We start from the raw sequence: 21,320 nt of genomic DNA, 5'->3' as shown, positions 1-21,320 counted from the left end.
CAGACCAAACCCGCCCTCCACAGCGGGCCTGGTCGGCCAGGGTTTGACCAGGGGCAGCCACTGCTTTCCGGCGAGGGTGGCCAGCATGTCGCCGGTGGCGTACGCCGAGTCTCCGAGCACTTCAATGTGTTCGACGTATGTAGTGGTGGGATCTGTGGTCACCAGGTCCGCACCGACGGCGGCGTCGGAATTGTCCGGACCGCTGGCCCGAGTCAGCCGGGCCGCAGTGGTCAGCCCGGTATCGGGTTCGACCACGATGTGGGCTTTGAACCCGTCCTGGCGACGCTGCTGGGTCTTGTGCGCGTGCCGGGCATCGGGGTCCACGGTAGAGATCACCCGGTCCGGGACGGTGCGGCGGGCGATGCGCCACCGGCCGTCGGTGCCATCGGAATCCTCGGCGGGCTCGACGTCCTGGCCGGCGACCAATGCCAGCAGCGCCACCGCCTCGGCTGGTCTGCCGCCGGCGGCGGTGATCGCCTCAACATCCAGAGCCTCAAGCAGTGCCAGAGCGTCTGCAACCAGGGCCGAGACCAGCTCGTCGCGGGCGGCCTGGTCATCCCAGGCGATACGCGGCTTACCGGCCTCGGAGTAATCGTGCCCGCACACCGCCGCCAACCGGGTGCACTCGGAGGCGATCAGCTCTTTCGCGCCGGGCACTTCGCGGCCGACCCGCCTGATCTGGGCGATGAGTTGGGTGATCGTGTCCTGACGGGCCACCGCATCATCCAGAACCGTCGAGTCCAGTGCGCGGCGGGTCTTAGTCTTGACCGCTCCGGTCTCGGCGATGACCTGGCGCACCACCTCGAAGATCCGCTGCGGATTCTCGCTGGCGGCCAGCCGGCGCCGCCAGTAAGTCAACGTCGACGAGTCGAAGCCCTTGGCATCGACCGCGTACCCGCACGCGGCCTTCCACCGCAGGTCAAACGTCAACGCATCCACGGCCTCCCGGTCGGAGTGCCCAAACAGAGCCTGAAGCACGATGACCGAGGCGATCACCTCCCCCGGGATCGACGGCCGGCCCCGGCCCGAGGGAAACAAATCGGCGAACAACTCCGCCGGGAACAAGCGATCCCGATGCTCGGCCAGCAACGCGAACACGCTGCCGGGCTCGAGCAGATGCCCCGCCACCGACTCCACATCCAGCAACTCACGCTGCCGATCCCACTCACCCTGCATGAACCAAGTATTTCAGGCCCGGGTCAACCCGCGGGGCGGACACCCTGATTGTTCAGCAGTCTCCTAGGGCGTGTCTCCCATAGCTGAGCGGTGACCCGCGAGGGTCGCTCCGTGCGCGGATCAGCGTGCGTAGAGCTCCATGTGCGGGACCTGCGCCACCAGCCAGGGGCTGAACGCGAACGGCGTGGCGTCGACCGCCGTCCGGACGTCCTCGGGACGGGCCCAGTGGTGGGCGCAGACCTCGTCGGCGCGCGGGTTCACGTCGGCGCGGATGCGGGCGGTGAACACCGGACAGATCTCGTTCTCCACGATCCCCGAGTCGTCGACGGCCCGGTACCGGAAATCCGGCACCGCCGTCTCGATGGAGTCGACCCGGGTCCCGAGTTCCTGCTCGGCCCGCCGGACGATCGCCTCCATCGGATCCTCGCCCGGACCGGGGTGGCCGCAGAACGAGTTGGTCCAGATTCCGGGCCAGGTCCGCTTGCTCAGCGCCCGCCTCGTGAGGAGGACGCGGCCCTCGTCGTCGACGACATGACACGAGAACGCCAGGTGGAGCGGGGTGTCGGCGGTGTGGACGGTGGCCTTGTCCGCGGTGCCGGTCGGCGTCCCGTCCTCGTCGAGGAGGACGACCAGTTCGACCGGACCGGAGGCTGACCCGGTGACGGGCACGGAGAGGGAGGACATGAGGCCAGCCTAGGCAGTTCCGCCGGTGGCGGTACCGCGGCCGACGGGCGGACGGCCCGCTCGGGGGAGGGCCGCCGACCGCCGACCCCGGGCCGCCGACCCCGGGCCGCCGAACCCGGGCCGCAGCCCGCCGCCGGCCCCGCGCCTCAGCCCGCGAGGCTGCGGGCGATCACCAGGCGCTGGATCTGGTTGGTGCCCTCGAAGATCTGGGTGATCTTGGCCTCGCGCATGTACCGCTCCACGGGGAACTCGCGGGTGTAGCCCACGCCGCCCAGGACCTGCACGGCGTCGGTGGTCACCTTCATCGCGGCGTCGGTGGCGGTGAGCTTGGCGATCGAGGCCTCGCGCGAGTACGGCCGGCCGGCGTCCTTGCGGCGCGCCGCGTCGAGGTACGCCGCGCGGGCCGAGGCCACGGCCGCGGCCATGTCGGCGAGCAGGAAGCCGAGTCCCTGGTGGCCGATGATGGTCTTGCCGAACGCCTCGCGCTCGTTGGCGTAGGCCACCGCGTCGTCGAGCGCGCGCTGTGCGATGCCCGTGGCCACGGCGGCGATCCCGAGGCGGCCCGAGTCCAGGGCGGAGAACGCGATGCGCAGGCCCTCGCCCTCGGCGCCGATGAGCCGGCCGGCGTCGATGCGGGCGCCCTCGTAGGAGGCCGTGGTGGTGGGCACGCCGTTGAGGCCCATCTTGTCCTCGGGCTTGCCGAAGTGCAGGTTCTCCGTGTCGCGCGGCACGAGCAGGCAGGAGATGCCGCGCGAGCCCTCGCCGGTGCGGACGAAGGTGTTGTAGACGTCGGCGATCCCGCCGTGGGTGATCCACGACTTGGTGCCGGTCACCACGTACGCGTCACCGTCCCGCTCGGCGCGGCACCGCAGGGCGGCGGCGTCTGATCCGGCCTGCGGCTCGGACAGCGAGTACGCGCCGATCTGCTCACCGGCGAGCAGTCCGGGCAACCACTCGGCCTTCTGTTCGTCGGTGCCGGCGGTGGCCAGCGGGAAGCAGGACAACCCGTGCACGCTCGTCGCCACCGCGACGGCCGCCCACCGCGCGCCGAGTTCCTCGAGGACCTGCAGGTACACCTCGTACGGCTGGTCGCCGCCGCCGAACTCCACCGGGTAGGGCAGACCGAGCAGGCCGATGTCACCGAGCTGGGCGAACAGCCCCTCCGGGTAGGTGTGGTTCCGCTCGTGTTCCGCGGCGATCGGCTCGAGGAGCTTGTCCGCGACCGAGCGCGTCATCTCGAGGAGTTCGTACGCCTCGTCGGTGGGGAGCAGTCGGTCCACGGCCATGGGGTCCTCCGGGTGCGTGCGGGAAAGCTACTGGGTCCCATTAGAGTGCACGCTCGGACCACGGGCCCTGTAGCCCCGAAAGCGGGGGTGCCCGTCGGTGGGTGGTGGTGGTGCTCACCCCGCCGACTGGACCACAATCGCCGACTATGACCGAGAACACCGCGTCGACCGCCTCCACGCCCCTGACGCCGGAGGAGCTGCTGGCGATCTACGACGTCCCCGGCGCGAGCGCCGCGGAGTTCCTGTGCGACCGGCACGATCCGGACGCGGTCGCGTTCACCGTCATCGAACCGGACCTGTCCGGGCGCGACATCACCTACTCCGAACTGCGCACGGAGAGCGAGAAGGTCGCCGCCGCACTGGCCGCTCTCGGTGTGACCCAGGGCGACCGCGTGGCCACGCTCATGTCCAAGTCCGCGGACCTCGTGTTCATGCTCATGGGGATCTGGCGGCTCGGCGCGGTCCACATGCCGCTGTTCACCGCGTTCGCGTGGCCGGCCATCGAGATGCGCATCACCGGCGGCGACGCGAAGGTGATCGTCTCCGACGCCGACCAGCGCGGCAAGCTCGAGACCACGTCGGTGCCCGTGGTCGTCGCGGGACTGGCGGACTGCCCGGAGGCCCGCGAGGGCGACCTCGACCTCGCCACCGTCGTCGCGGCGCGGGAGCCCGGTCACCCGGCCGCGGTCACCGGCCCGGACGCCGGCATGGTCATGCTCTTCACCTCCGGCACCACCGGCACGCCGAAGGGCGTCGTCGTGCCGGTACGCGCGCTGGCCGCCTTCCACCAGTACATCGAGACCGGCCTGGACGTCCGCGCGGACGACGTGTTCTGGAACGGCGCCGACCCGGGCTGGGCGTACGGCCTGTACTACGGCATCCTCGGCCCGCTGGCCGTCGGGCGCCGCAGTCTGCTGTTGCACGCGCGCTACACGCCGGAGCTGGCCTTCGCCGTGCTGCAGTACTACCGCGTCACCAACTTCGCCGCCGCCCCGACCGTGTACCGGACCATGCGCGCCAAGCGCGACATCGCGCCGGCCGACGTGAAGCTGCGCCGCGCCTCGGCCGCCGGCGAGCCGCTCACCCCCGAGGTGATCGAGTGGTCGCGCGAGCAGTTCGGTGTGGAGGTGCGCGACCAGTACGGGCAGACCGAGCACGGCATGTTCATCATCAACCCGTGGCACGACTCCCTGCGCGAGGAGGTCCGCCCCGGCTCGATGGGCGTGCCCCTGCCGGGCTGGTCGTGCACCGTGCTGGCCGCGGACTCGGACGAGCCGGCGCCCGTGGGGGAGCTGGGCCGGGTGGCCATCGACGTCCCCGCCAGCCCGCTCATGTGGTTCACCGGCTACCACGAGGCGCCGGAGAAGACCGCCGAGCGGTTCAGTGCGGACGGCCGCTGGTACTACACCGGTGACGCGGCCAAGCTCGACGCCGACGGCCACTTCTACTTCTCCAGCCGCGACGACGACGTCATCATCATGTCCGGCTACCGCATCGGCCCGTTCGACGTGGAGTCCGTGCTGGCCAAGCACCCGGACGTCCTCGAATCCGCGGTGATCGGCGTCCCCGACGAGCTGGCGGGCGAGGTGCTCGAGGCGTACGTCGTCCTGCGCGACGGTGTCGACGGCGGCCCGGAGACCGAGTCCGCGCTGCAGAAGTGGGTCAAGACCGAGTTCGCGGCCCACGCGTTCCCGCGCAGGGTCCACTTCGTGCGCGAGCTGCCCAAGACCCCGTCGGGCAAGATCCAGCGCTTCCTGCTGCGCAAGGAGCGCTCCGGGCAGGCCTGAGGGCGAGGAAGCGGGACGCGCGGCCCGGCCGCCGGACTACCCTGAGCGCATGACTCCCACGGCCACCGTCCGTTCCCCGGAGCCGGCGGCCCTCGTCGTCGTCGCCCTCATCACGGCGGTCACGGTCACCTCCACCACCACCGTCGCGACGGCCGCGGCCAACCCCGTGATCTCGTCGATCGCCCCCGACCCCTCGGTGCAGCGCGGCGCCGACGGCGCCTTCCACGTCCACGCCACCTCGGACGACTGGGGTGACGGTGCCGGGCGGCGCCTCGTGCCGCACTTCCGGTCCTTCGACCTGGTGGAGTGGGAGTACGTGGGCGACGCGTTCGCCGCGCCGCCCTCGTGGGCGCCGGCCGGATCATCGCTGTGGGCGCCCGACGTCCACCTCGCCGACGCCGGGGCGGTCATGTACTACACCACCGGCGGCTCCGCGCCCTGCATCGGCCGCGCCACCGCGCCCGGTCCGGACGGCCCGTGGATCCACGACGCCACCCCGATCGTCTGCTACGGCGCCGACGAGCCCTACCAGGACCTCGACCCCATGGACCCGGAGGTCGTGTTCACCGAGGACGGCCCGGTGATGCTCATGGGCAACTTCGAGGGCATCCACGCCGTACCGATGAACGCCGCAGGCACCGCACTGGACGGCGATCCGGTGCTCGTCGCCGGTCCGGGCGTCGAGGCGCCGGCCGTGGTCGCCCGCGCCGGGCGCACCCACCTGTTCACGAGCGCCGGCCTGTGTTGCGACGGCGAGCGGTCGCAGTACCGGGTGCTCGGCGGACGCGCGGACGACCTGCTCGGCCCGTACGAGGACAGGACCGGTCGGCCGTTGCTCGAGCGCGGCGCGGGCGACGTGATCCTCAGGGGCGACGAGAACTGGGTCGGGCCTGGGCATGTCGACGTCGCCATCGATGACGCCGGGCAGGACTGGATGCTCTACCACGCGGCGCCGCGCGGTCAGGCCGTCCTGCCGGGCGGTGTCCAGCGCCGCTACATGCTGATCGACCGCCTGGACTGGGTGGGTGGCTGGCCGGTGGTCGGGGACGGGACGCCGTCCGAATCGCGACGGGTCGACCCGGTGGTGGACCTGCCCGTGCGCCTCACCGCGGTCGGAGACGCCGCGCTGAGACGGGTCGACGACGACGAGGTGCTCGATCTCCCGATACGGATCGCCTCCACCGGGTCGGCGTACACGGGCGAGCTCAGGGCCACGATCACCGGCCCCGACAAGCGACGCACGGCGCTGCCGATCGTCTCCACGGGCGGGGACCTGCCCGCCGCGCCGGCGGCGGTCGCCGCCGGGGGAGCGCTCGACCGCACCCTGACCCTGCGCCCGCCCCGCCCGCTGGCCGCCGGCCGCCACGAGCTGGTGGTCTCGATCGGACCCGCCGGCGGTGTGGCGCAGGAGCTCGCGGTGTTCGGGCTCGAGGTGGCCCCGGACGGCTCGCTGTCGCTCGGGTCCGGCGCGCTCGGATCGGTACCGCTCGGATCGTGAGTGCCGGAAACTGAACCGACGACGGTCGGTAACGGAAGAGAGGGAGGCGACATGGTCACCGGGGACGACGATCGGAGGGGCGACGACACGGTCCGCCCGACGGAGGACGGTGCCGAGGATCGCCGACTCCTCATGGCGCCGCACCTGCGTGGGCTGGAGCCGGACCCCCATCGCGGGGTCGAGGTCGATCAGAAGTCACCTGGCGAGCTCGACGAGGCCGTGCCGCGCGCGGAGTTCATCCGGAGCGTCGTGGGCACGATCGCGGGGCTGGCGGTCGCCGCGCTCGTCTACCTGGTCATGCCGGGGGATCTCGAGCACAACGCGCGCCTCACCGCGGCGGTGGCCGTGCTGCTGGGCATCTGGTGGATGACCGAGTGCATCCCCATCCCCGCCACCGCGCTGGTGCCGCTCATCGCGTTCCCGGTGCTCGGGGAGGACATCTCGGTCGACGACGTCGGCGCCCAGTACGGCAATAACATCATCTTCCTGTTCATGGGCGGGTTCCTCATCGCGATCGCCATGCAGCGGTGGAACCTGCACCGGCGGATCGCCCTGCTCACCGTGCGCGCGATGGGCACCCGGTCCACGAGCGTGATCGCCGGGTTCATGATCGCGACCGGGTTCCTGAGCATGTGGGTGTCGAACACCGCGACGGCCGTGATGATGCTGCCGATCGGTGTGTCCGTGCTGATGCTGGCCTCCGAACTCAGCGGCGGCGACGGCGACGGGAAGACCGCGATGCCCGAGATGGACCCGCAGGCGGATCCGACCTCCGATGCGGTGAAGGAGGCGGTGATCAAGTCGAACTTCGGCACGGCCCTCATGCTCGGCATCGCCTACGCGGCGTCCGTCGGCTCACTGGCGACGATCATCGGGACCCCGCCGAACACCCTGCTCGCCGGATATCTCAGCGCCGAGCACGACATCCAGCTGGGCTTCGGCCAGTGGATGCTGGTCGGGCTGCCGCTCGCGGTGGTCATGCTGGTGATCACCTGGCTGCTGCTCACCAAGGTCCTGTTCAGGCCGGAGATAGAGCGGATCCCCGGTGGGCGCAAGCTGTTCGACGACGAGCTGCGCAGACTCGGCCCGACGTCGTCCGGCGAGAAGCGCGTCTTGGTCGTGTTCGCGGCGGCCGCGGTGGCGTGGGTGGCGGTCCCGCTGGTGTTCGAGGAGCCGCCGATCTCGGACGCGGGCATCGCGCTCGCGGCCGGCCTGCTGCTGTTCCTGCTGCCCGCCGGGTCTCAGCGCGGCGTGCGACTGCTCACCTGGGACGCCGCGCTGGCACTGCCCTGGGGCGTGCTCCTGCTGTTCGGCGGCGGACTGGCGCTGTCCTCGCAGTTCTCCGGCTCGGGTCTCACCGACTGGATCGGCGAGCAGGCCGGTGCGCTGGGCGCCCTGCCGGTCATCCTGCTGGTGGTGGTGGCCACCACGGGGATCATCTTCCTCACCGAGCTGACCAGCAACACCGCCACCGCCGCGACGTTCCTGCCGGTCGCCGGCGGCGTCGCCCTGGGCCTCGGGCTCGACCCGATGCTGCTCGCGGTGCCGGTGGCGCTGGCCGCGACGTGCGCGTTCATGCTCCCCGTGGCGACGCCGCCCAACGCGATCGCCTACGGCTCCGGCTACGTGACGATCGGTCAGATGATCCGGGGCGGTCTGTGGCTCAACCTCATCGGGATCCTGCTCATCACGCTGGTCACCATGACGTTGTTGGTATGGGTGTTCGGGTTGACCGTCTGACGGACGGGGCGCGGGAGACCGCGAGCGCGGTCTCCCCCGAGTTCGCGCCTCATCACGATCCGGGGGAAGCCCGCCGTCACCGACGACGTGCCCGCGACCTTGACGGATCCCGCGGCCTCGAACAGTGCGCGGAACCCGGGTCGGACCCGTCGACCTGCGACGGGTCCGCCGCTGGTCCGCCGGCGCGCCCCCGGCATCCCACCGACCGGCCCGTGGTGGACACCGCCGATCGGGGCGCTAGCGTCGGGGCATGTCCGTCCCACGCGAACCCTCCCGCCGCTCGGCTGTCGAGCCGTTCCACGTGATGACCGTCCTCGCGGCCGCGGCCAGGCGCCAGGAGACCCACGGGGACGTGATCTCCCTATGCGCCGGGCAGCCCTCGACCCCGGCCCCGGCGCCGGTACTGGCCGCGGCCCACCGGGCCCTGGACACCGAGATCCTCGGTTATACCGAGGCCGTGGGCATCCGGCCCCTCCGCGAGGCGATCGCCGCGTATCACCGGCGACGGGACGGGCTCGACGTGCGCGCCGACGACGTCGTCGTCACCACCGGTTCCTCCGGCGGCTTCACCGCCCTCTTCCTCGCCGCTTTCGACCCCGGCGACATCGTGGTCATGGCGCGCCCCGGCTACCCCGCCTACCGCAACACCCTCCAGGCGCTGGGGTGCCACGTCCACGAGATCGCGTGCGGGGCGGACACGCGGTATCAGCCCACCGTCGCGCAACTCGAGGCGGCCACGGCGGAGCTCGGGCGCGCCCCCGCCGGGCTCACCGTCGCCAGCCCCGCCAACCCCACCGGCACGATCATCGACGCGGACGAGCTCGCCGCGCTTGCCCGGTGGTGCGAGTCGAACGGCACGCTACTCATCAGCGACGAGATCTACCACGGCGTCACCTACGGCCGGGAGTGCGCGAGCGCCTGGCGGGCCAGCCGCGAGGCGGTGGTCATGGGCTCGGTGTCCAAGTACTTCTCCATGACCGGCTGGCGGATCGGGTGGATGCTGCTGCCGGAGTACCTGCGGGACCCCGTCGACCGGCTCGTGGGCAACCTGACGATCTGCCCACCCGCCGACGCGCAGTTCGCGGCCGTCGCCGCCTTCACCGACGACTCGACCGCCGAGCTCGACCTCCACGTCGAGCGCTACGCCCGCAACCGGGACCTCGTGCTGCGTCGGCTCGTCGATCTGGGGGTGAAGGAGGTCGCCCCACCCGACGGCGCGTTCTATGCCTACTTCGACGTCTCCCGCTGGACCGACGACTCGGTGGCGTGGTGCGCGCGGATCCTCGACCGCACCGGGGTCGCGCTCACGCCGGGCGTCGACTTCGACACCGTCGACGGCCGGCACACGGTGCGGTTGAGCTTCGCGGGGGCGACCGACGAGATCGCCGAGGCCATGGACCGGCTCGAGGCGGAACTGGCCCCGTAGGCGCCCGCCCGTGTGCGCCGTGGGCCCCGTGGACGCGGCGTCCCCGCCGGTGACGCCGGGCGGCTACCGTCGGCGCATGGGCTCAGCCGAGATCATCACCGTCAGCGTCTTCATCACCCGGCCGTGGCTGCTGCTGCAGGCGCCGCTGACGGTCGAGCAGGTCTACCTCAATGCCCGCGAGATCCTCGCCGGGTCCACCGGCGGCTCGGTCATCTCCTGAACGGGCTGCGATACTGGGGGCGTGACCGCCCAGAACGCCTCGCCCGCCCGGGCCGCAAAGCCCCGGATCTCCAATGTCCTCGCCTCGCGCTACGCGAGCGTTGACCTGGCCACGCTGTGGTCCGCCGAGCACAAGATCGTGCTCGAGCGCCAGCTGTGGATCGCGGTACTCCGCGCGCAGCGGGACCTGGGGATCGACGTCCCCGACGGCGTGATCGAGGCCTACGAGGCGGTGGTCGACCGCGTCGATCTCGCGTCGATCGCCGAGCGCGAGCGGGTCACCCGGCACGACGTCAAAGCACGCATCGAGGAGTTCAACGACCTCGCCGGGCACGAGCACATCCACAAGGGCATGACGAGCCGTGACCTCACCGAGAACGTCGAGCAGTTGCAGGTGGTGCGCTCGCTCGAGCTGGTGCGCGACCGGGGCGTCGCCGCGGCCCGTCGCCTGGCCGAGCACGCCGTGGCCCACCGCGACACGGTCATGGCGGGACGCAGCCACAACGTCGCCGCGCAGGCGACCACCCTCGGTAAGCGCTTCGCCTCCGCCGCCGACGAGCTGCTGGTCGCCCTCGAGCGGGTCGAGTCGCTCCTCGAGCGGTATCCGCTGCGCGGCATCAAGGGCCCCATGGGCACCGCCCAGGACATGCTCGACCTCCTCGGCGGTGACGCCGCCAAGATGGCCGAGCTCGAGGGGCGGATCGCCGAGCACCTGGGCTTCGCCCGCACCTTCGACTCGGTCGGGCAGGTCTACCCGCGGTCGCTGGACCACGAGGTCGTCTCCGCGCTCGTCCAGCTCGGGGCGGGCCCGTCCTCGCTCGCGCAGACCATCCGACTCATGGCCGGTCACGAGCTCGTCACCGAGGGGTTCCAGCCCGGGCAGGTCGGCTCCTCGGCGATGCCGCACAAGATGAACACCCGCTCGTGTGAACGGGTCAACGGCCTCCAGGTCGTCCTGCGCGGTTACGGGTCCATGGCCGCCGAGCTCGCGGGCGCGCAGTGGAACGAGGGGGACGTGTTCTGCTCGGTCGTCCGACGCGTCGCACTGCCCGACGCGTTCTTCGCGCTGGACGGGATGTTCGAGACCTTCCTGACTGTGCTCGACGAGTTCGGCGCCTACCCCGCCGTGATCGACAAGGAGCTGCAGCGCTACCTGCCGTTCCTCGCCACCACCAAGGTGCTCATGGCCGCGGTGCGCGCGGGCGTCGGTCGCGAGCTCGCCCATGAGGCGATCAAGGAGAACGCCGTCGCCGTGGCCCTGGCCATGCGGGAGGAGGGTCGCGAGCCCGACCTCATCGAGCGGCTCGCCGCGGACGAGCGGCTGCCTTTGGGCCGTCCGGCGCTGGAGGAGGCGCTGGCGGACCGCGCGGCGTTCATCGGTGCGGCCGGCGACCAGGTCGATGCCGTGGTCGCCCGCGTCGAGGCGCTCGTCGCCCGTCACCCAGAGGCCGCCGGCTACGCGCCGGGCTCGATTCTGTAGAACCCGAGCGGGTCGCGTCCGCCTCGCGGTTAGGGGCTGACGCGCCGCCCCGGGGACCGCGCAGCCGCTCCCGGGGATGGCGCCTCGCCTGCCCCGGCGCGGGGGCCAGACGCCATCGTCGGGGGCGGGAGTGTTGGCCTCCGGGCAGCCGCTCCTGGAGATGGCGCCTCGACCCCGCCCTTGCTCGCCTCCCTGGAACACCCGGTCCTCCGGTGCGATCCAGTCAGGACTCGCCACCGCGAGTTCGGCGGTCGGGATCGACCCGGCGGCGTTCATGGAGCAGTTCCAGGTACCTATCGCCTTCTCGCTGATGTCACTGGGCGTGGACAGCCTCATCCTGCGTCAGCTCGGCATCTGAGGACCGCCCGGCGATCGGCCCCTGGTCGGCGCGGGCGGGCACTAGTCTCATCACCATGTACGAGACCGTGATCCCCGTCCCCGGCACCTCTGGACTACAGGCGAAGCTGCACCACGCCGACGAGCCGAGGGCTCTGATGGTGCTGGTCCACGGCTTCGGCGAACACTCCGGTCGCTACGCGCGAACCATCCGGTTCCTCACCGATCGCGGGATCACGGTCGCGACCTACGACCTGCGTGGTCACGGCACCGCCCCGGGGCCGCGATTCAAAGTCGCGATGGAAACCCACATCGAGGACAACCTGGCGGTGCGTGACGCGGTGGCTGAGTGGTCCCGGTCGGAGGAGGGGGCCGGAGCCGACGCCCTCCCGAGACTGCTCATGGGGCATTCCATGGGCGGGCAGGTGGCCGGTGAATCCGCGCTCAGGAGACCCTGGGACCTCAAAGGGCTCATCCTGTCCTCGCCGGCGCTCGCCGTGGGTGAGGGCACGCCAGCGGCGCTCAAGGCGGTCGCTCCCGTGGTCGCGCGCCTGCTGCCGTTCCTTCCGGTCGAGAAACTGGATGCGAACGACATCTCGCGGGTGCCCGAGTACGTGGAGGACTACTGCTCGGACCCGCTGGTGCACCAATCCGGGGTGCCGGCGCTGACCGCGGGGACGATGTTGGCTGGCGGCGCCAGGCTGATCGAGCGTTCCCGGTCCCTGCGGTTGCCCACGCTCATCCTCCACGGTTCCGCCGACACCATCACCTCCCCGACGGGGTCCCGCCGGTTCGCGCAGGTTGCAGGCACGGATCACGATCCGCGCCCGGAGATCACCTACCGGGAGATCGAGGGCGGGCTGCACGAACTGTTCAACGACCTCTGCGCGGACGAGGCGTACGCGGCTCTGGGGGAGTGGCTCGACGCCCGGCTGGGCTGAGTCTCCGCGCGGGGCCGGCCGGCTCGACGCACCGCCTCGTCGGTGATCGTCGTCCGGCTACGCTGGCCGTCATGCGACCCGATCTGTCCTCCTACCGCCACCTCGTCTCCGGGAAGGTCCGCGAGATGTACGAGATCGACGACGAGACGCTGCTCATGGTGGCCACCGACAGGATCTCGGCGTACGACCACGTGCTCGGGACTCCCATCCCCGACAAGGGCCGGGTGCTCACCGCGATGAGCGCGTTCTTCTTCGACGCGCTCGACGTGCCCAACCACCTGGCGGGACCACTCGACGACGAGCGCATCCCGGCCGAGGTGCTGGGGCGCGCGATGGTGGTGCGTCGGCTCGATATGGTCCAGGCGGAGTGTGTCGCCCGCGGTTACCTGACCGGGTCGGGCATCACCGAGTACCGCGAATCGGGCACGGTGTGCGGCATCGAGCTGCCCGACGGCTTGGTGGAGGCCAGCAAGCTGCCGGAACCGATCTTCACCCCGGCCACCAAGGCGGCGGTGGGGGACCACGACGAAAACATCTCGTTCGACCAGCTCACCCGCATCGTCGGCGACGAGCTCGCCGAGCGGCTGCGGTCGGAGACCCTCGACATCTACTCGCGGGCCGCGGAGATCGCAGCCGACCGTGGCGTGCTGCTGGCGGACACGAAGTTCGAGTTCGGGCTGGCCGACGGGGAGCTGATCCTCGCCGACGAGGTGCTCACGCCGGACTCGTCCCGGTACTGGCCGGCCGACGATTACTCGCCGGGCCGCGTGCAGCCGAGCTTCGACAAGCAGTTCGTGCGCAACTGGCTGACCGGACCGGAGGCGGGCTGGAACAAGGATGCCGACACCCCTCCGCCGGTGCTCCCCGACGCGGTGGTGGCCGCCACGCGCGAGCGGTACATCGAGGCGTATGAGCGGATCTCCGGTCTGTCGTTCGCGGACTGGATCGGCGGTGGCGACGCGTGAGCGCCTTCGACGCCACCTCGCGGAGTTCCGCGACCGAATCGACCTCGCCCGCGACTCCGACGACCCCGCCCGCGCCGCCCGTGGCCGAGCGTCGCCCGCACCGGCGCGAGCACCACGGTCGCGTCTTCGTCGACGACTACGAGTGGCTGCGCGACAAGGATGCCCCGGCGACGCGCGAGTACCTGGAGGCGGAGAACGCCTACACCGACGCCATGACCGCCGACCTCAAGCCGCTGGAGGACGAGGTCTATGAGGAGATCCGCTCGCGCGTGAAGGAAACCGACATGTCGGTCCCCGTGCGCTCCGGCGGCTGGTGGTACTTCTCGCGCACGGAGGAGGGCCGCTCGTACGCGAAGCACTGTCGCGTGCCGGTTCCGCAGCAGTACGTCGACGACCCCGCGGACCCGGCCGGGTGGGCGCCGCCGGAGGTCTCCCCGGACGAGGAACTGCCCGGCGAGCAACTGCTCATGGACGGAAACGCCGAGGCCGAGGGGCACGAGTACTTCGCGCTCGGCGCCTTCTCGGTCAGTCACGACGGGACGATGCTGGCGTGGGCCACCGATACCGAGGGCGACGAGCGCTACACGCTGCGCTTCCGCTCGCTGGACGCCGAGGTCACCGCGCCGGACGAGGAGATCTCCGGCATCGCGGCGGGCGTGACCTGGTCTCGCGACGGCCGGTACGTGTTCTACGTGACCGTCGACGACGCCTGGAGACCGGACACCGTCTGGCGTCACCGCCTCGGGACGACGAGGGACGACGACGACGAGGTGTTCCACGAGCCCGACGAGTCCTACTGGATCGGGGTGGGCGAGACCCGCAGCGAGAAGTACCTGCAGATAGCGGCGGGTTCCAAGATCACCACCGAGGTGTGGTGTCTGGACTCGAGCGATCCCGCGGGTGAGTTCTGGTGCGTCCGACCGAGGGAGGAGGGCGTCGAGTACGACGTCGAGCACGCGGTGATCGGCGGAGAGGACCGGTTCCTCGTCACGCACAACGACGGCGCGCCGAACTACGTGGTGGCCGAGGCGCCCGCGGGCCCGATCGAGGGTCCGCTGCGGGACCTGCGCACGCTCGTTGCGCACCGCGACGACGTCCGCGTCGAGGGCGTGGACGCCTTCGCCCGGGTGCTGGTGCTGGGCTACCGCGAGGGGGCGCTGCCGCGCTTCGCGCTCATGCCGATCGACCCGGATTCCACGGCGGGGACCGGTGGGTATTCGCGATTCGATCCCGTCGAGTTCGACGAGGAGCTGTTCACCTCCGGTCCCGGATCGAACCCGGAGTGGAACTCGCCGGTCCTGCGGTTCGGTTACGGCTCGTTCGTCACACCGGGGCGGGTCTACTCGCTCGACCTGACGACCGGCGAACGCACGCTGCTGCGTGAGCAGGAGGTGCTCGGCGGCTACGACCCGAGCGGTTACGTGCAGCGGCGGGAATGGGCGACCGCCGGGGACGGCACGCGCGTGCCGATCTCACTCGTGATGTCGACCGACACCGCCGCCCGCGTCGACGCCGACGAGCAGGTACCGACCCTGCTGTACGGCTATGGTTCGTACGAGTCGAGCATCGATCCCGCGTTCTCGGTGGCCAGGCTGTCGTTGCTCGACCGGGGGATGGCCTATGCCGTGGCGCACGTGCGCGGTGGCGGCGAGATGGGCCGGCTCTGGTACGAGAACGGCAAGAAGCTGGCCAAGCGCAACACCTTCACCGACTTCGTCGACTGCGCGCGGCACCTCGTCGACTCGGGACTCACCGCGCCGGACCGGCTGGTCGCCGAGGGCGGCAGCGCGGGCGGCCTGCTCATGGGGGCGGTCGCCAACCTCGCCCCCGACCTGTTCGCGGGGATCCAGGCCGTGGTGCCGTTCGTCGACCCGCTCACCTCGATCCTCATGCCGGAGTTGCCGCTGACGGTGATCGAGTGGGACGAGTGGGGCGACCCGCTGCACTCGGAGGAGGTCTACGACTACATGGCCTCCTACGCCCCGTACGAGAACATCGCGGCCGAGGAGTACCCGGCCATCCTCGCGGTGACCTCGCTCAACGACACCCGCGTGCTGTACGTGGAGCCGGCCAAGTGGGTGGCCAAGCTGCGGGCCGTGGCGCCGTCGGCCAACTCCGCCGACCGGCCGGTGCTGCTGCGCTGCGAGATGAGCGCCGGGCACGGCGGCGTGTCGGGTCGCTACGAGCGGTGGCGCCAGACGGCGTTCGAGTACGCGTGGACGATCCGCACCGCCGGCGCCGGATAGGACCACCCGCCACCAGGATCCGCTACTCCCGCTTCGGATCCGCTACTCCCACACGGGTAGCGGATTCCGAGCGGGAGTAGCGGATTCCGGGGTTGTGGGGCGCTCCACGGCGGGGTTGTGGGGCGCTCGCCAGCGGGGTGGTGTGGGCGCGCCCGGGCTCAGGCCGGGTCGTCGGCGGGCTCCATGGTGTTGGCCATCGCGGCGGCGGGGATGACCGCACCGGCGAGGAACAGGATGATGCCGAGCCCGCCCATCATGTAGGCCAGACGGTGGCCCTCCCCGAGCTGCAGGCTCGAGCCGAAGATCAGGACGAGCGAGATCACGAACAGTCCGCTCGTCACCAGGTTGAGCGCCCGGGACCGGGCCTGGAGCAGGGTGGCGGTCTCGAACTCGTCGAGGTAGCGGGCGGGTGCGGTGTCCTTGGAGTCGATCGTCACCCGGAGCATGGTCCAGACGGTGCAGATCACCACGGTCATGGGTAGCCAGGCCAGGATGATCGGGAACCAGAAGTAGCCGGCCACCGCGATCGCGGCCATGATGCTCAGGCTCGCCCAGTTGAGACGGACGAGGAGACGGCGACGAGCTGCCGTCCGCCAGGTCGGCAGGCTCGTCTCGGTGCGCTCCAGGTTCTTCTCGTACCGCCGCTCCGCGGTGGTACGAGTGTCGGAGGTCGGGCTGTCGGGGGTCGGGTTGTCGTGAGTGCGCGTGGTCATCACGAGTCCTCTCGGTCGCGGCGGTAGATCTCTGCGGACATCGGGCGGAACTCCTCGCGGGAGAACACGGCCTCGACCGGAAGGTCGAACACCTCGCAGATGCGAAAGGCGAGGTCGAGGCTCGGGTAGTGGTCGCCGCGCTCCAGCGCACCCACGGTCTGTGGGTTCACCGAGATCCGCTCGGCGAGTGCTGCGCGGCTCAGTCTCTGTTCCGCACGCAGCACGGCGATCCGGTTGAAGATCGGGAGCTTTTCTCCCCGTCGTACTGGGCTCATGGACCTAAGTGTTGGGAAAACCCAACGGTTTGTCAATAGAAGGTTCCGAGTAGGCTGGGTCACATGAGCAACGGCAGCGTCCACGACATCTCGTTCACCACCATCGACGGCGAGCAGGCCAGCATGGTCGACTACGCGGGCCACGCCGTCCTCGTGGTCAACGTCGCCAGCGAGTGCGGTCTGACCCCGCAGTACGAGGGCCTGCAGCAGCTCGCGGACGACTTCCGCGATCGCGGACTGTTCGTGATCGGCTTCCCGTGCAACCAGTTCATGGGGCAGGAACCGGGGGACGAGAACACCATCAAGGAGTTCACGTCCGACAAGTACGGGATCACCTTCCCGCTCGCCGCCAAGGTCGACGTCAACGGCCCCGACCGGCACCCGCTCTACGTCGAACTGACCAAGGTCGCCGACGCGGACGGCGAGGCAGGCGACGTGCAGTGGAACTTCGAGAAGTTCCTGATCTCTCCCGAGGGTGAAGTCGTCGGCCGGTTCCGGCCCAAGGTCGAGCCCGGGGCCCCCGAACTGGTGGAGGCGCTCGAGGAGGCACTCCCGATCTGACGGCCTGAGCAGGCCCGTCGGGGCCCGGCCATGAGACGTACACCTCGTCGTCGTCGTCATGTCACCCCGGTCTGCCAGCATGCGGCCATGACCCCGCGCCTCATCGTCTCCCTCTCGGGTCTGCGCGACACCAGCCTCGACCACGCCGTCGACCTCGTCGGTGAGCTCGAGCGCAGGTCCGTTCCCGTCTCCCTCCTCGTCGCCCCGCGACGGGGTCGCGAGTACGAGCTCGCCGCCGACCACGGCACCCAGGAATGGCTGCGGCACCGCCGCAGGCAGGGTGACGCGATCGTGCTGGGCGGCTACGACGACGCGGCGACCAAGCCCCGACGACCGGAATTCGCGTCCATCGGCCCCGCCGAGGCGACCGTGCGTCTCACCGCCGCCGACCGGCTGATGGCCGATATGGGGTTGCGGACCCGGGTCTTCGCGCCGCCGCGGTGGAACGCCTCTCCGGGCTGCCTCAGGGCCCTGCCCGACGTCGGGTTCCGGATGTGTGCCGCCCTCACCGGGATCCACGACGTCGTCCGCGGCACCACCGAGCGCGGCCGCGCCCTGTCGATCGGGGAGGGGTTCGTCGCCGACGCCTGGTGGTGCCGGGCGCTCGTCGCCGCCGCCGGCCGCACCGCCGCCGCCGACGGGCTCGTCAGGCTCAACGTCTCCGCCAAGCAGCTCTCCCGCACAGCACCGCGGGCCGCGCTGCTCGACGCCGTGGACCTCGTCACGGGCGAGTACGGAGCGCGGGTCGCGCGCTACGAGTGGTCACCCGCCGCGCTGGTGGGCGCCGCCTGAGCTTCGGCCGCGGCGACGGCTGCGGGTAGGATCGACAGGTGAGTCCCGGCAGGTCCGGGCCCGCCCCGCGAAACCGCCCCGAACGAGGAGTTCCCACGTGGCCCGAGTCGTCGTCGAAGTCATGCCCAAGGCCGAGATCCTCGATCCGCAGGGTCAGGCCATCCACCGCGCCCTCGGCCGTCTCGGCCACGACGGCGTCACCGACGTCCGGCAGGGCAAGCGGTTCGAGCTCGAGGTCTCCGACTCCGTCACCGACGCCGAGCTCGAGGAGATCGCCTCGTCACTGCTGGCCAACACGGTGATCGAGGACTGGAAGGTCGTCCGCGTCGACACCGCGGGGGTCGCCTCGTGAGCGCGCGGATCGGCGTCATCACCTTCCCCGGCACACTCGACGACATCGACGCGTCCCGCGCCGTCACCCGCGCCAGCGGCGAGGCCGTCTCGCTGTGGCACGACGACGCCGACCTCAAGGGCGTCGACGCGGTGATCGTGCCCGGCGGCTTCTCCTACGGCGACTACCTGCGCTGCGGAGCCATCGCCTCCATGGCCCCCGTCATGGGTGAGGTCATCACCGCGGCCCGCGGTGGGATGCCCGTGCTGGGCATCTGCAACGGCTTCCAGATCCTCTGCGAGGCCGGCCTCCTGCCCGGCGCCATGGGCCGCAACCGCGACATGCACTTCATCTGCCGCGACGAGTGGCTGCGCGTCGAGAACACCGACACCGCCTGGACGTCGCGTTTCGAGAAGGGCGCGGAGATCCTCATCCCGCTCAAGTCCGGCGAGGGGCGCTACATGGCGACGGCCGACACGATCGAGGAGCTGGAGGGCGAGGGGCGCGTCGTGTTCCGCTTCGCCAGCGACGCCCCCAACGGCTCCACCAACCACATCGCCGGCATCACCTCGGAGAACGGACGCGTCGTGGGGCTCATGCCGCACCCCGAGCACGCGATCGACCCGCTCACCGGCCCGTCCGACGACGGCCTCGGCCTGTTCCTGTCCGCGCTCGACGCGGTCGTCAAGGTCTAGGCAGGCGCTGCTGACCGCGGTCGACGCCGCTCCGCAGTCAATGCGAAGGGCCCGCTGGGATCTCCCCCGGCGGGCCCTTCGGTGTTGACGACCAGTCGGGCTGGCCGCTGCTGATGCTCGCTCAGGCCGGCAGCATGCCCTTGGCGATCTCGCCGATGACGGTGCCGAGATCGGCGCTACCGGAGCTGCCGATGTCTCCGCCGAGACCGCCGACGAAAAGCGCCACCATGTTCAGGAGCGTGAACGGCGCACCCACGAGGGTGTCGATGAAAGACGAGCCCGTGCCCGTCGACCCGCTCGTGATCTCGGCCGAGAGGGGAAGGGTTTCTCTGAGGATCGAACCGGTGAGGTCCGTGGGGACTCCTTGATGTAGGCGCCCCGGGGGGAGTGGGGCGGGGTGCCGGCGACCCGGGTGGTCACGCGTGCGTGATGATTGTGCACAGCTGACCGAGGTTGTGCTCAGGATTAGATAAGGCAGTGGTGCACATCACTGTGGTACTAAACGTGCTGGTGAGCGCAGTGTTCGCACTTCGTCCGCCTGGTGTGCGGGCGGTCGGTAGGAAGAACTCTGGGAAAAGTCTTCTCTCCCACGCCGAGTGACGTCGACCCGCGCGCGGGTGCGTTGGCACCGGTGCGGCGGATCCGCGGCGAGCGGGATCTCGATTGTGGTCGTAGCCATCGTGCGAATCCGGGGGTGTCGCCGACATGGTTACGACCATCGCCTGCGTGGTTACGACCATTTGAAGGTGTCGCCGCGAAGGGTTGACAGCGCGATCTTCGCAGCGAGGGGCCGACTACGTGCGCGGCCGCCGCACTCGGTGGCTGCCACGGCAGACACGCGGGCGAGATCGGGGCCCGGTCACGAAGGGCCTGATTGCGGTACAACCGTGGAATGAGCGAATCCAGCATCCAGCCCGCGTCCCCGTCCGACAAGGCCGATCGCCCGTTCGACATCGTCCTCTACGGCGCGACCGGGTTCACCGGGGGACTGGTGGCCGAGTACCTGATGCGGAACCTGCCCGAGGGCGGCTCGTGGGCCGTGGCCGGGCGCAACCGGACCAAGCTGGACGCCCTCGTCGCCCGCCTGGCGTCCGAGATGCCGGACGTCCCCGCTCCGGGCGTCGTGGTCGCGGACACCGAGGATGCGCGGTCGCTGGTCGAGATGGCGCTGTCGGCCCGCGTCGTCATCACCACCGTCGGCCCCTACCTCGAGCACGGCGAGCCCCTCGTGGCAGCCTGCGCCGAGGTAGGCACCGACTACGTGGACCTGACCGGCGAGCCCGAGTTCGTCGACCGCATGTACCTCGAGCACAACGACGCGGCCGTCGCCTCCGGGGCCCGGATCGTCCACGCCTGCGGCTTCGACTCGGTCCCCCACGACATGGGCGTGTTCTACACCATGAAGCACGTGCCCGAGGGCGTGCCCGCGGTCGTCTACGGGGCGGTCCACGCGGACGCCCGGTTCTCGGGCGGGACGTTCCACTCGGCGATCGGCCAGTTCGCCCGACTGCGAGAGGCGGCGAAGACGGCCGCGCGGCGGCGGCAGAAGGAGGGGCGCGTTGCCGGCCGGCGGATCAAGTCGGTCACGGGTAAGCCGCACCACGACAGCGCGCTGGGCCGTTGGCTCGTGCCGCTGCCGACCATCGACCCGCAGGTCATCCTGCGCTCGGCCGCCGCGCTGGACAGTTACGGCCCCGACTTCACCTACTCGCACTACGCCTCGGTCGGCTCGCCCGTCACCGCCGTCGCCGGGATCGTCGGGGTGGGCGCGCTCGCGGCGGGGTCGCAGGTCGGCCCGATCCGATCGCAGATCCTCAAGCGGATCGACCGCGGCGCCGGACCGAGTGAGTCCCGCCGGGCCCGCTCGTCATTCGACGTCACCTTCGTCGCCCTGTCCGGTGGGCGGCGAGTCGTCACCCGCGTCTCGGGCGGGGACCCGGGTTACACGGAAACGTCCATGATGCTGGCCGAGTCGGCGCTGTGCCTGGCGTTCGACGACCTGCCCACGCTCTCCGGTCAGCTCACCACCGCCCAGGCGATGGGCGACGCGCTCCTCGAGCGGGTGCAGCGCGGCGGCCTGACGTTCGAGGTCCTGTCCAGCTAGTCGAGTGCCGCGCCGGTCACGGGGTACGGGAGCGGATTCGCCCGCCGGGGGGCTCCGACTAGACT

Annotated in this window: 20 protein-coding genes; 15 read left to right on the top strand and 5 right to left on the bottom strand. The window is 70.9% G+C overall.

The features are described from left to right. The 3 genes from DCI01S_RS09685 to DCI01S_RS09675 all read right to left on the bottom strand — a co-directional run. The coding region (locus DCI01S_RS09685) for an IS5/IS1182 family transposase (RefSeq protein WP_061229018.1) at nucleotides 1-1,176 on the bottom strand (1,176 nt) is incomplete at its 3' end. Nucleotides 1,177-1,296: 120 nt separating this feature from the next. Further along, complete coding sequence (gene idi / locus DCI01S_RS09680) at nucleotides 1,297-1,860, bottom strand: isopentenyl-diphosphate Delta-isomerase (protein ID WP_061229017.1); 564 nt, start codon at nucleotides 1,858-1,860, stop codon at nucleotides 1,297-1,299. Nucleotides 1,861-2,006: 146 nt separating this feature from the next. After that, a complete protein-coding gene (locus DCI01S_RS09675) occupies nucleotides 2,007-3,146 on the bottom strand; it encodes an acyl-CoA dehydrogenase family protein (protein WP_061229016.1) in 1,140 nt (379 codons plus the stop codon). A 146-nt stretch (nucleotides 3,147-3,292) separates the two neighbouring features. On the opposite strand from DCI01S_RS09675, the gene DCI01S_RS09670 reads away from it, so the two are divergent. The 10 genes from DCI01S_RS09670 (at nucleotide 3,293) to DCI01S_RS09625 (ending at nucleotide 15,784) form a co-directional block, all read left to right on the top strand. Further along, complete coding sequence (locus DCI01S_RS09670; RefSeq protein ID WP_061229015.1) at nucleotides 3,293-4,933, top strand: AMP-binding protein; 1,641 nt, start codon at nucleotides 3,293-3,295, stop codon at nucleotides 4,931-4,933. Nucleotides 4,934-4,982: 49 nt separating this feature from the next. Beyond that, nucleotides 4,983-6,431, top strand: a complete 1,449-nt coding sequence (locus DCI01S_RS09665; protein WP_061229014.1) for a family 43 glycosylhydrolase — start codon at nucleotides 4,983-4,985, stop codon at nucleotides 6,429-6,431. Between the two features lie 132 nt (nucleotides 6,432-6,563). Next, nucleotides 6,564-8,171, top strand: coding sequence for an SLC13 family permease (locus tag DCI01S_RS09660; protein WP_061229027.1), 1,608 nt, complete (start codon nucleotides 6,564-6,566; stop codon nucleotides 8,169-8,171). A 250-nt stretch (nucleotides 8,172-8,421) separates the two neighbouring features. Further along, nucleotides 8,422-9,597, top strand: coding sequence for an aminotransferase class I/II-fold pyridoxal phosphate-dependent enzyme (locus DCI01S_RS09655; protein ID WP_061229013.1), 1,176 nt, complete (start codon nucleotides 8,422-8,424; stop codon nucleotides 9,595-9,597). A 76-nt stretch (nucleotides 9,598-9,673) separates the two neighbouring features. After that, nucleotides 9,674-9,817, top strand: coding sequence for a hypothetical protein (locus DCI01S_RS09650; RefSeq protein WP_156482571.1), 144 nt, complete (start codon nucleotides 9,674-9,676; stop codon nucleotides 9,815-9,817). 21 nt (nucleotides 9,818-9,838) lie between these two features. After that, on the top strand, nucleotides 9,839-11,296 hold the full coding sequence (purB, locus tag DCI01S_RS09645) for an adenylosuccinate lyase (RefSeq protein WP_061229011.1): 1,458 nt from the start codon (nucleotides 9,839-9,841) through the stop codon (nucleotides 11,294-11,296). A 160-nt stretch (nucleotides 11,297-11,456) separates the two neighbouring features. Beyond that, nucleotides 11,457-11,654 carry a hypothetical protein gene (locus tag DCI01S_RS09640; RefSeq protein WP_141764037.1) on the top strand — a complete coding sequence of 66 codons (198 nt, stop codon included), beginning with the start codon at nucleotides 11,457-11,459 and terminating at the stop codon, nucleotides 11,652-11,654. A 55-nt stretch (nucleotides 11,655-11,709) separates the two neighbouring features. After that, on the top strand, nucleotides 11,710-12,573 hold the full coding sequence (locus DCI01S_RS09635) for an alpha/beta hydrolase (RefSeq protein WP_061229009.1): 864 nt from the start codon (nucleotides 11,710-11,712) through the stop codon (nucleotides 12,571-12,573). 71 nt (nucleotides 12,574-12,644) lie between these two features. After that, nucleotides 12,645-13,538: a phosphoribosylaminoimidazolesuccinocarboxamide synthase gene (locus DCI01S_RS09630; protein WP_061229008.1), complete on the top strand. Its 894-nt coding sequence runs from the start codon at nucleotides 12,645-12,647 to the stop codon at nucleotides 13,536-13,538. After that, nucleotides 13,535-15,784, top strand: coding sequence for a S9 family peptidase (locus tag DCI01S_RS09625; protein WP_061916060.1), 2,250 nt, complete (start codon nucleotides 13,535-13,537; stop codon nucleotides 15,782-15,784). The genes DCI01S_RS09630 and DCI01S_RS09625 overlap by 4 nt, the downstream gene beginning before the upstream one ends. Nucleotides 15,785-15,942: 158 nt before the next feature. Here DCI01S_RS09625 and DCI01S_RS09620 read toward each other — a convergent pair whose 3' ends face one another. Together DCI01S_RS09620 and DCI01S_RS09615 are read right to left on the bottom strand one after the other, a co-directional pair. After that, on the bottom strand, nucleotides 15,943-16,497 hold the full coding sequence (locus tag DCI01S_RS09620; RefSeq protein ID WP_061229007.1) for a hypothetical protein: 555 nt from the start codon (nucleotides 16,495-16,497) through the stop codon (nucleotides 15,943-15,945). Beyond that, nucleotides 16,497-16,772 carry a helix-turn-helix transcriptional regulator gene (locus tag DCI01S_RS09615; protein ID WP_061229006.1) on the bottom strand — a complete coding sequence of 92 codons (276 nt, stop codon included), beginning with the start codon at nucleotides 16,770-16,772 and terminating at the stop codon, nucleotides 16,497-16,499. The genes DCI01S_RS09620 and DCI01S_RS09615 overlap by 1 nt, the downstream gene beginning before the upstream one ends. A gap of 63 nt (nucleotides 16,773-16,835) precedes the next feature. On the opposite strand from DCI01S_RS09615, the gene DCI01S_RS09610 reads away from it, so the two are divergent. The 5 genes from DCI01S_RS09610 to DCI01S_RS09590 all read left to right on the top strand — a co-directional run bounded on the left by DCI01S_RS09610 (nucleotide 16,836) and on the right by DCI01S_RS09590 (nucleotide 21,255). Beyond that, complete coding sequence (locus DCI01S_RS09610; RefSeq protein WP_061229005.1) at nucleotides 16,836-17,333, top strand: glutathione peroxidase; 498 nt, start codon at nucleotides 16,836-16,838, stop codon at nucleotides 17,331-17,333. Between the two features lie 87 nt (nucleotides 17,334-17,420). Continuing rightward, on the top strand, nucleotides 17,421-18,125 hold the full coding sequence (locus tag DCI01S_RS09605; protein WP_061229004.1) for a DUF2334 domain-containing protein: 705 nt from the start codon (nucleotides 17,421-17,423) through the stop codon (nucleotides 18,123-18,125). Between the two features lie 97 nt (nucleotides 18,126-18,222). After that, complete coding sequence (gene purS, locus DCI01S_RS09600; RefSeq protein ID WP_007631242.1) at nucleotides 18,223-18,477, top strand: phosphoribosylformylglycinamidine synthase subunit PurS; 255 nt, start codon at nucleotides 18,223-18,225, stop codon at nucleotides 18,475-18,477. Further along, the gene (purQ, locus tag DCI01S_RS09595) at nucleotides 18,474-19,151 is read left to right on the top strand and encodes a phosphoribosylformylglycinamidine synthase subunit PurQ (protein WP_061229003.1); all 678 of its coding nucleotides are present in this window, start codon (nucleotides 18,474-18,476) and stop codon (nucleotides 19,149-19,151) included. Before purS ends, purQ begins: the two co-directional genes overlap by 4 nt. An 892-nt stretch (nucleotides 19,152-20,043) precedes the next feature. Then, entirely contained in the window at nucleotides 20,044-21,255 is a 1,212-nt protein-coding gene (locus DCI01S_RS09590; RefSeq protein ID WP_061229002.1) for a saccharopine dehydrogenase family protein, read from the top strand. Nucleotides 21,256-21,320: the final 65 nt, after the last annotated feature.

This window comes from Dietzia cinnamea NBRC 102147 (genome assembly GCF_001571065.1).
In the GTDB taxonomy this organism is placed as follows: domain Bacteria; phylum Actinomycetota; class Actinomycetes; order Mycobacteriales; family Mycobacteriaceae; genus Dietzia; species Dietzia cinnamea.
Note: the sequence above shows the minus strand (reverse complement) of the source record. Positions and strands in the feature narration are given on the sequence as shown.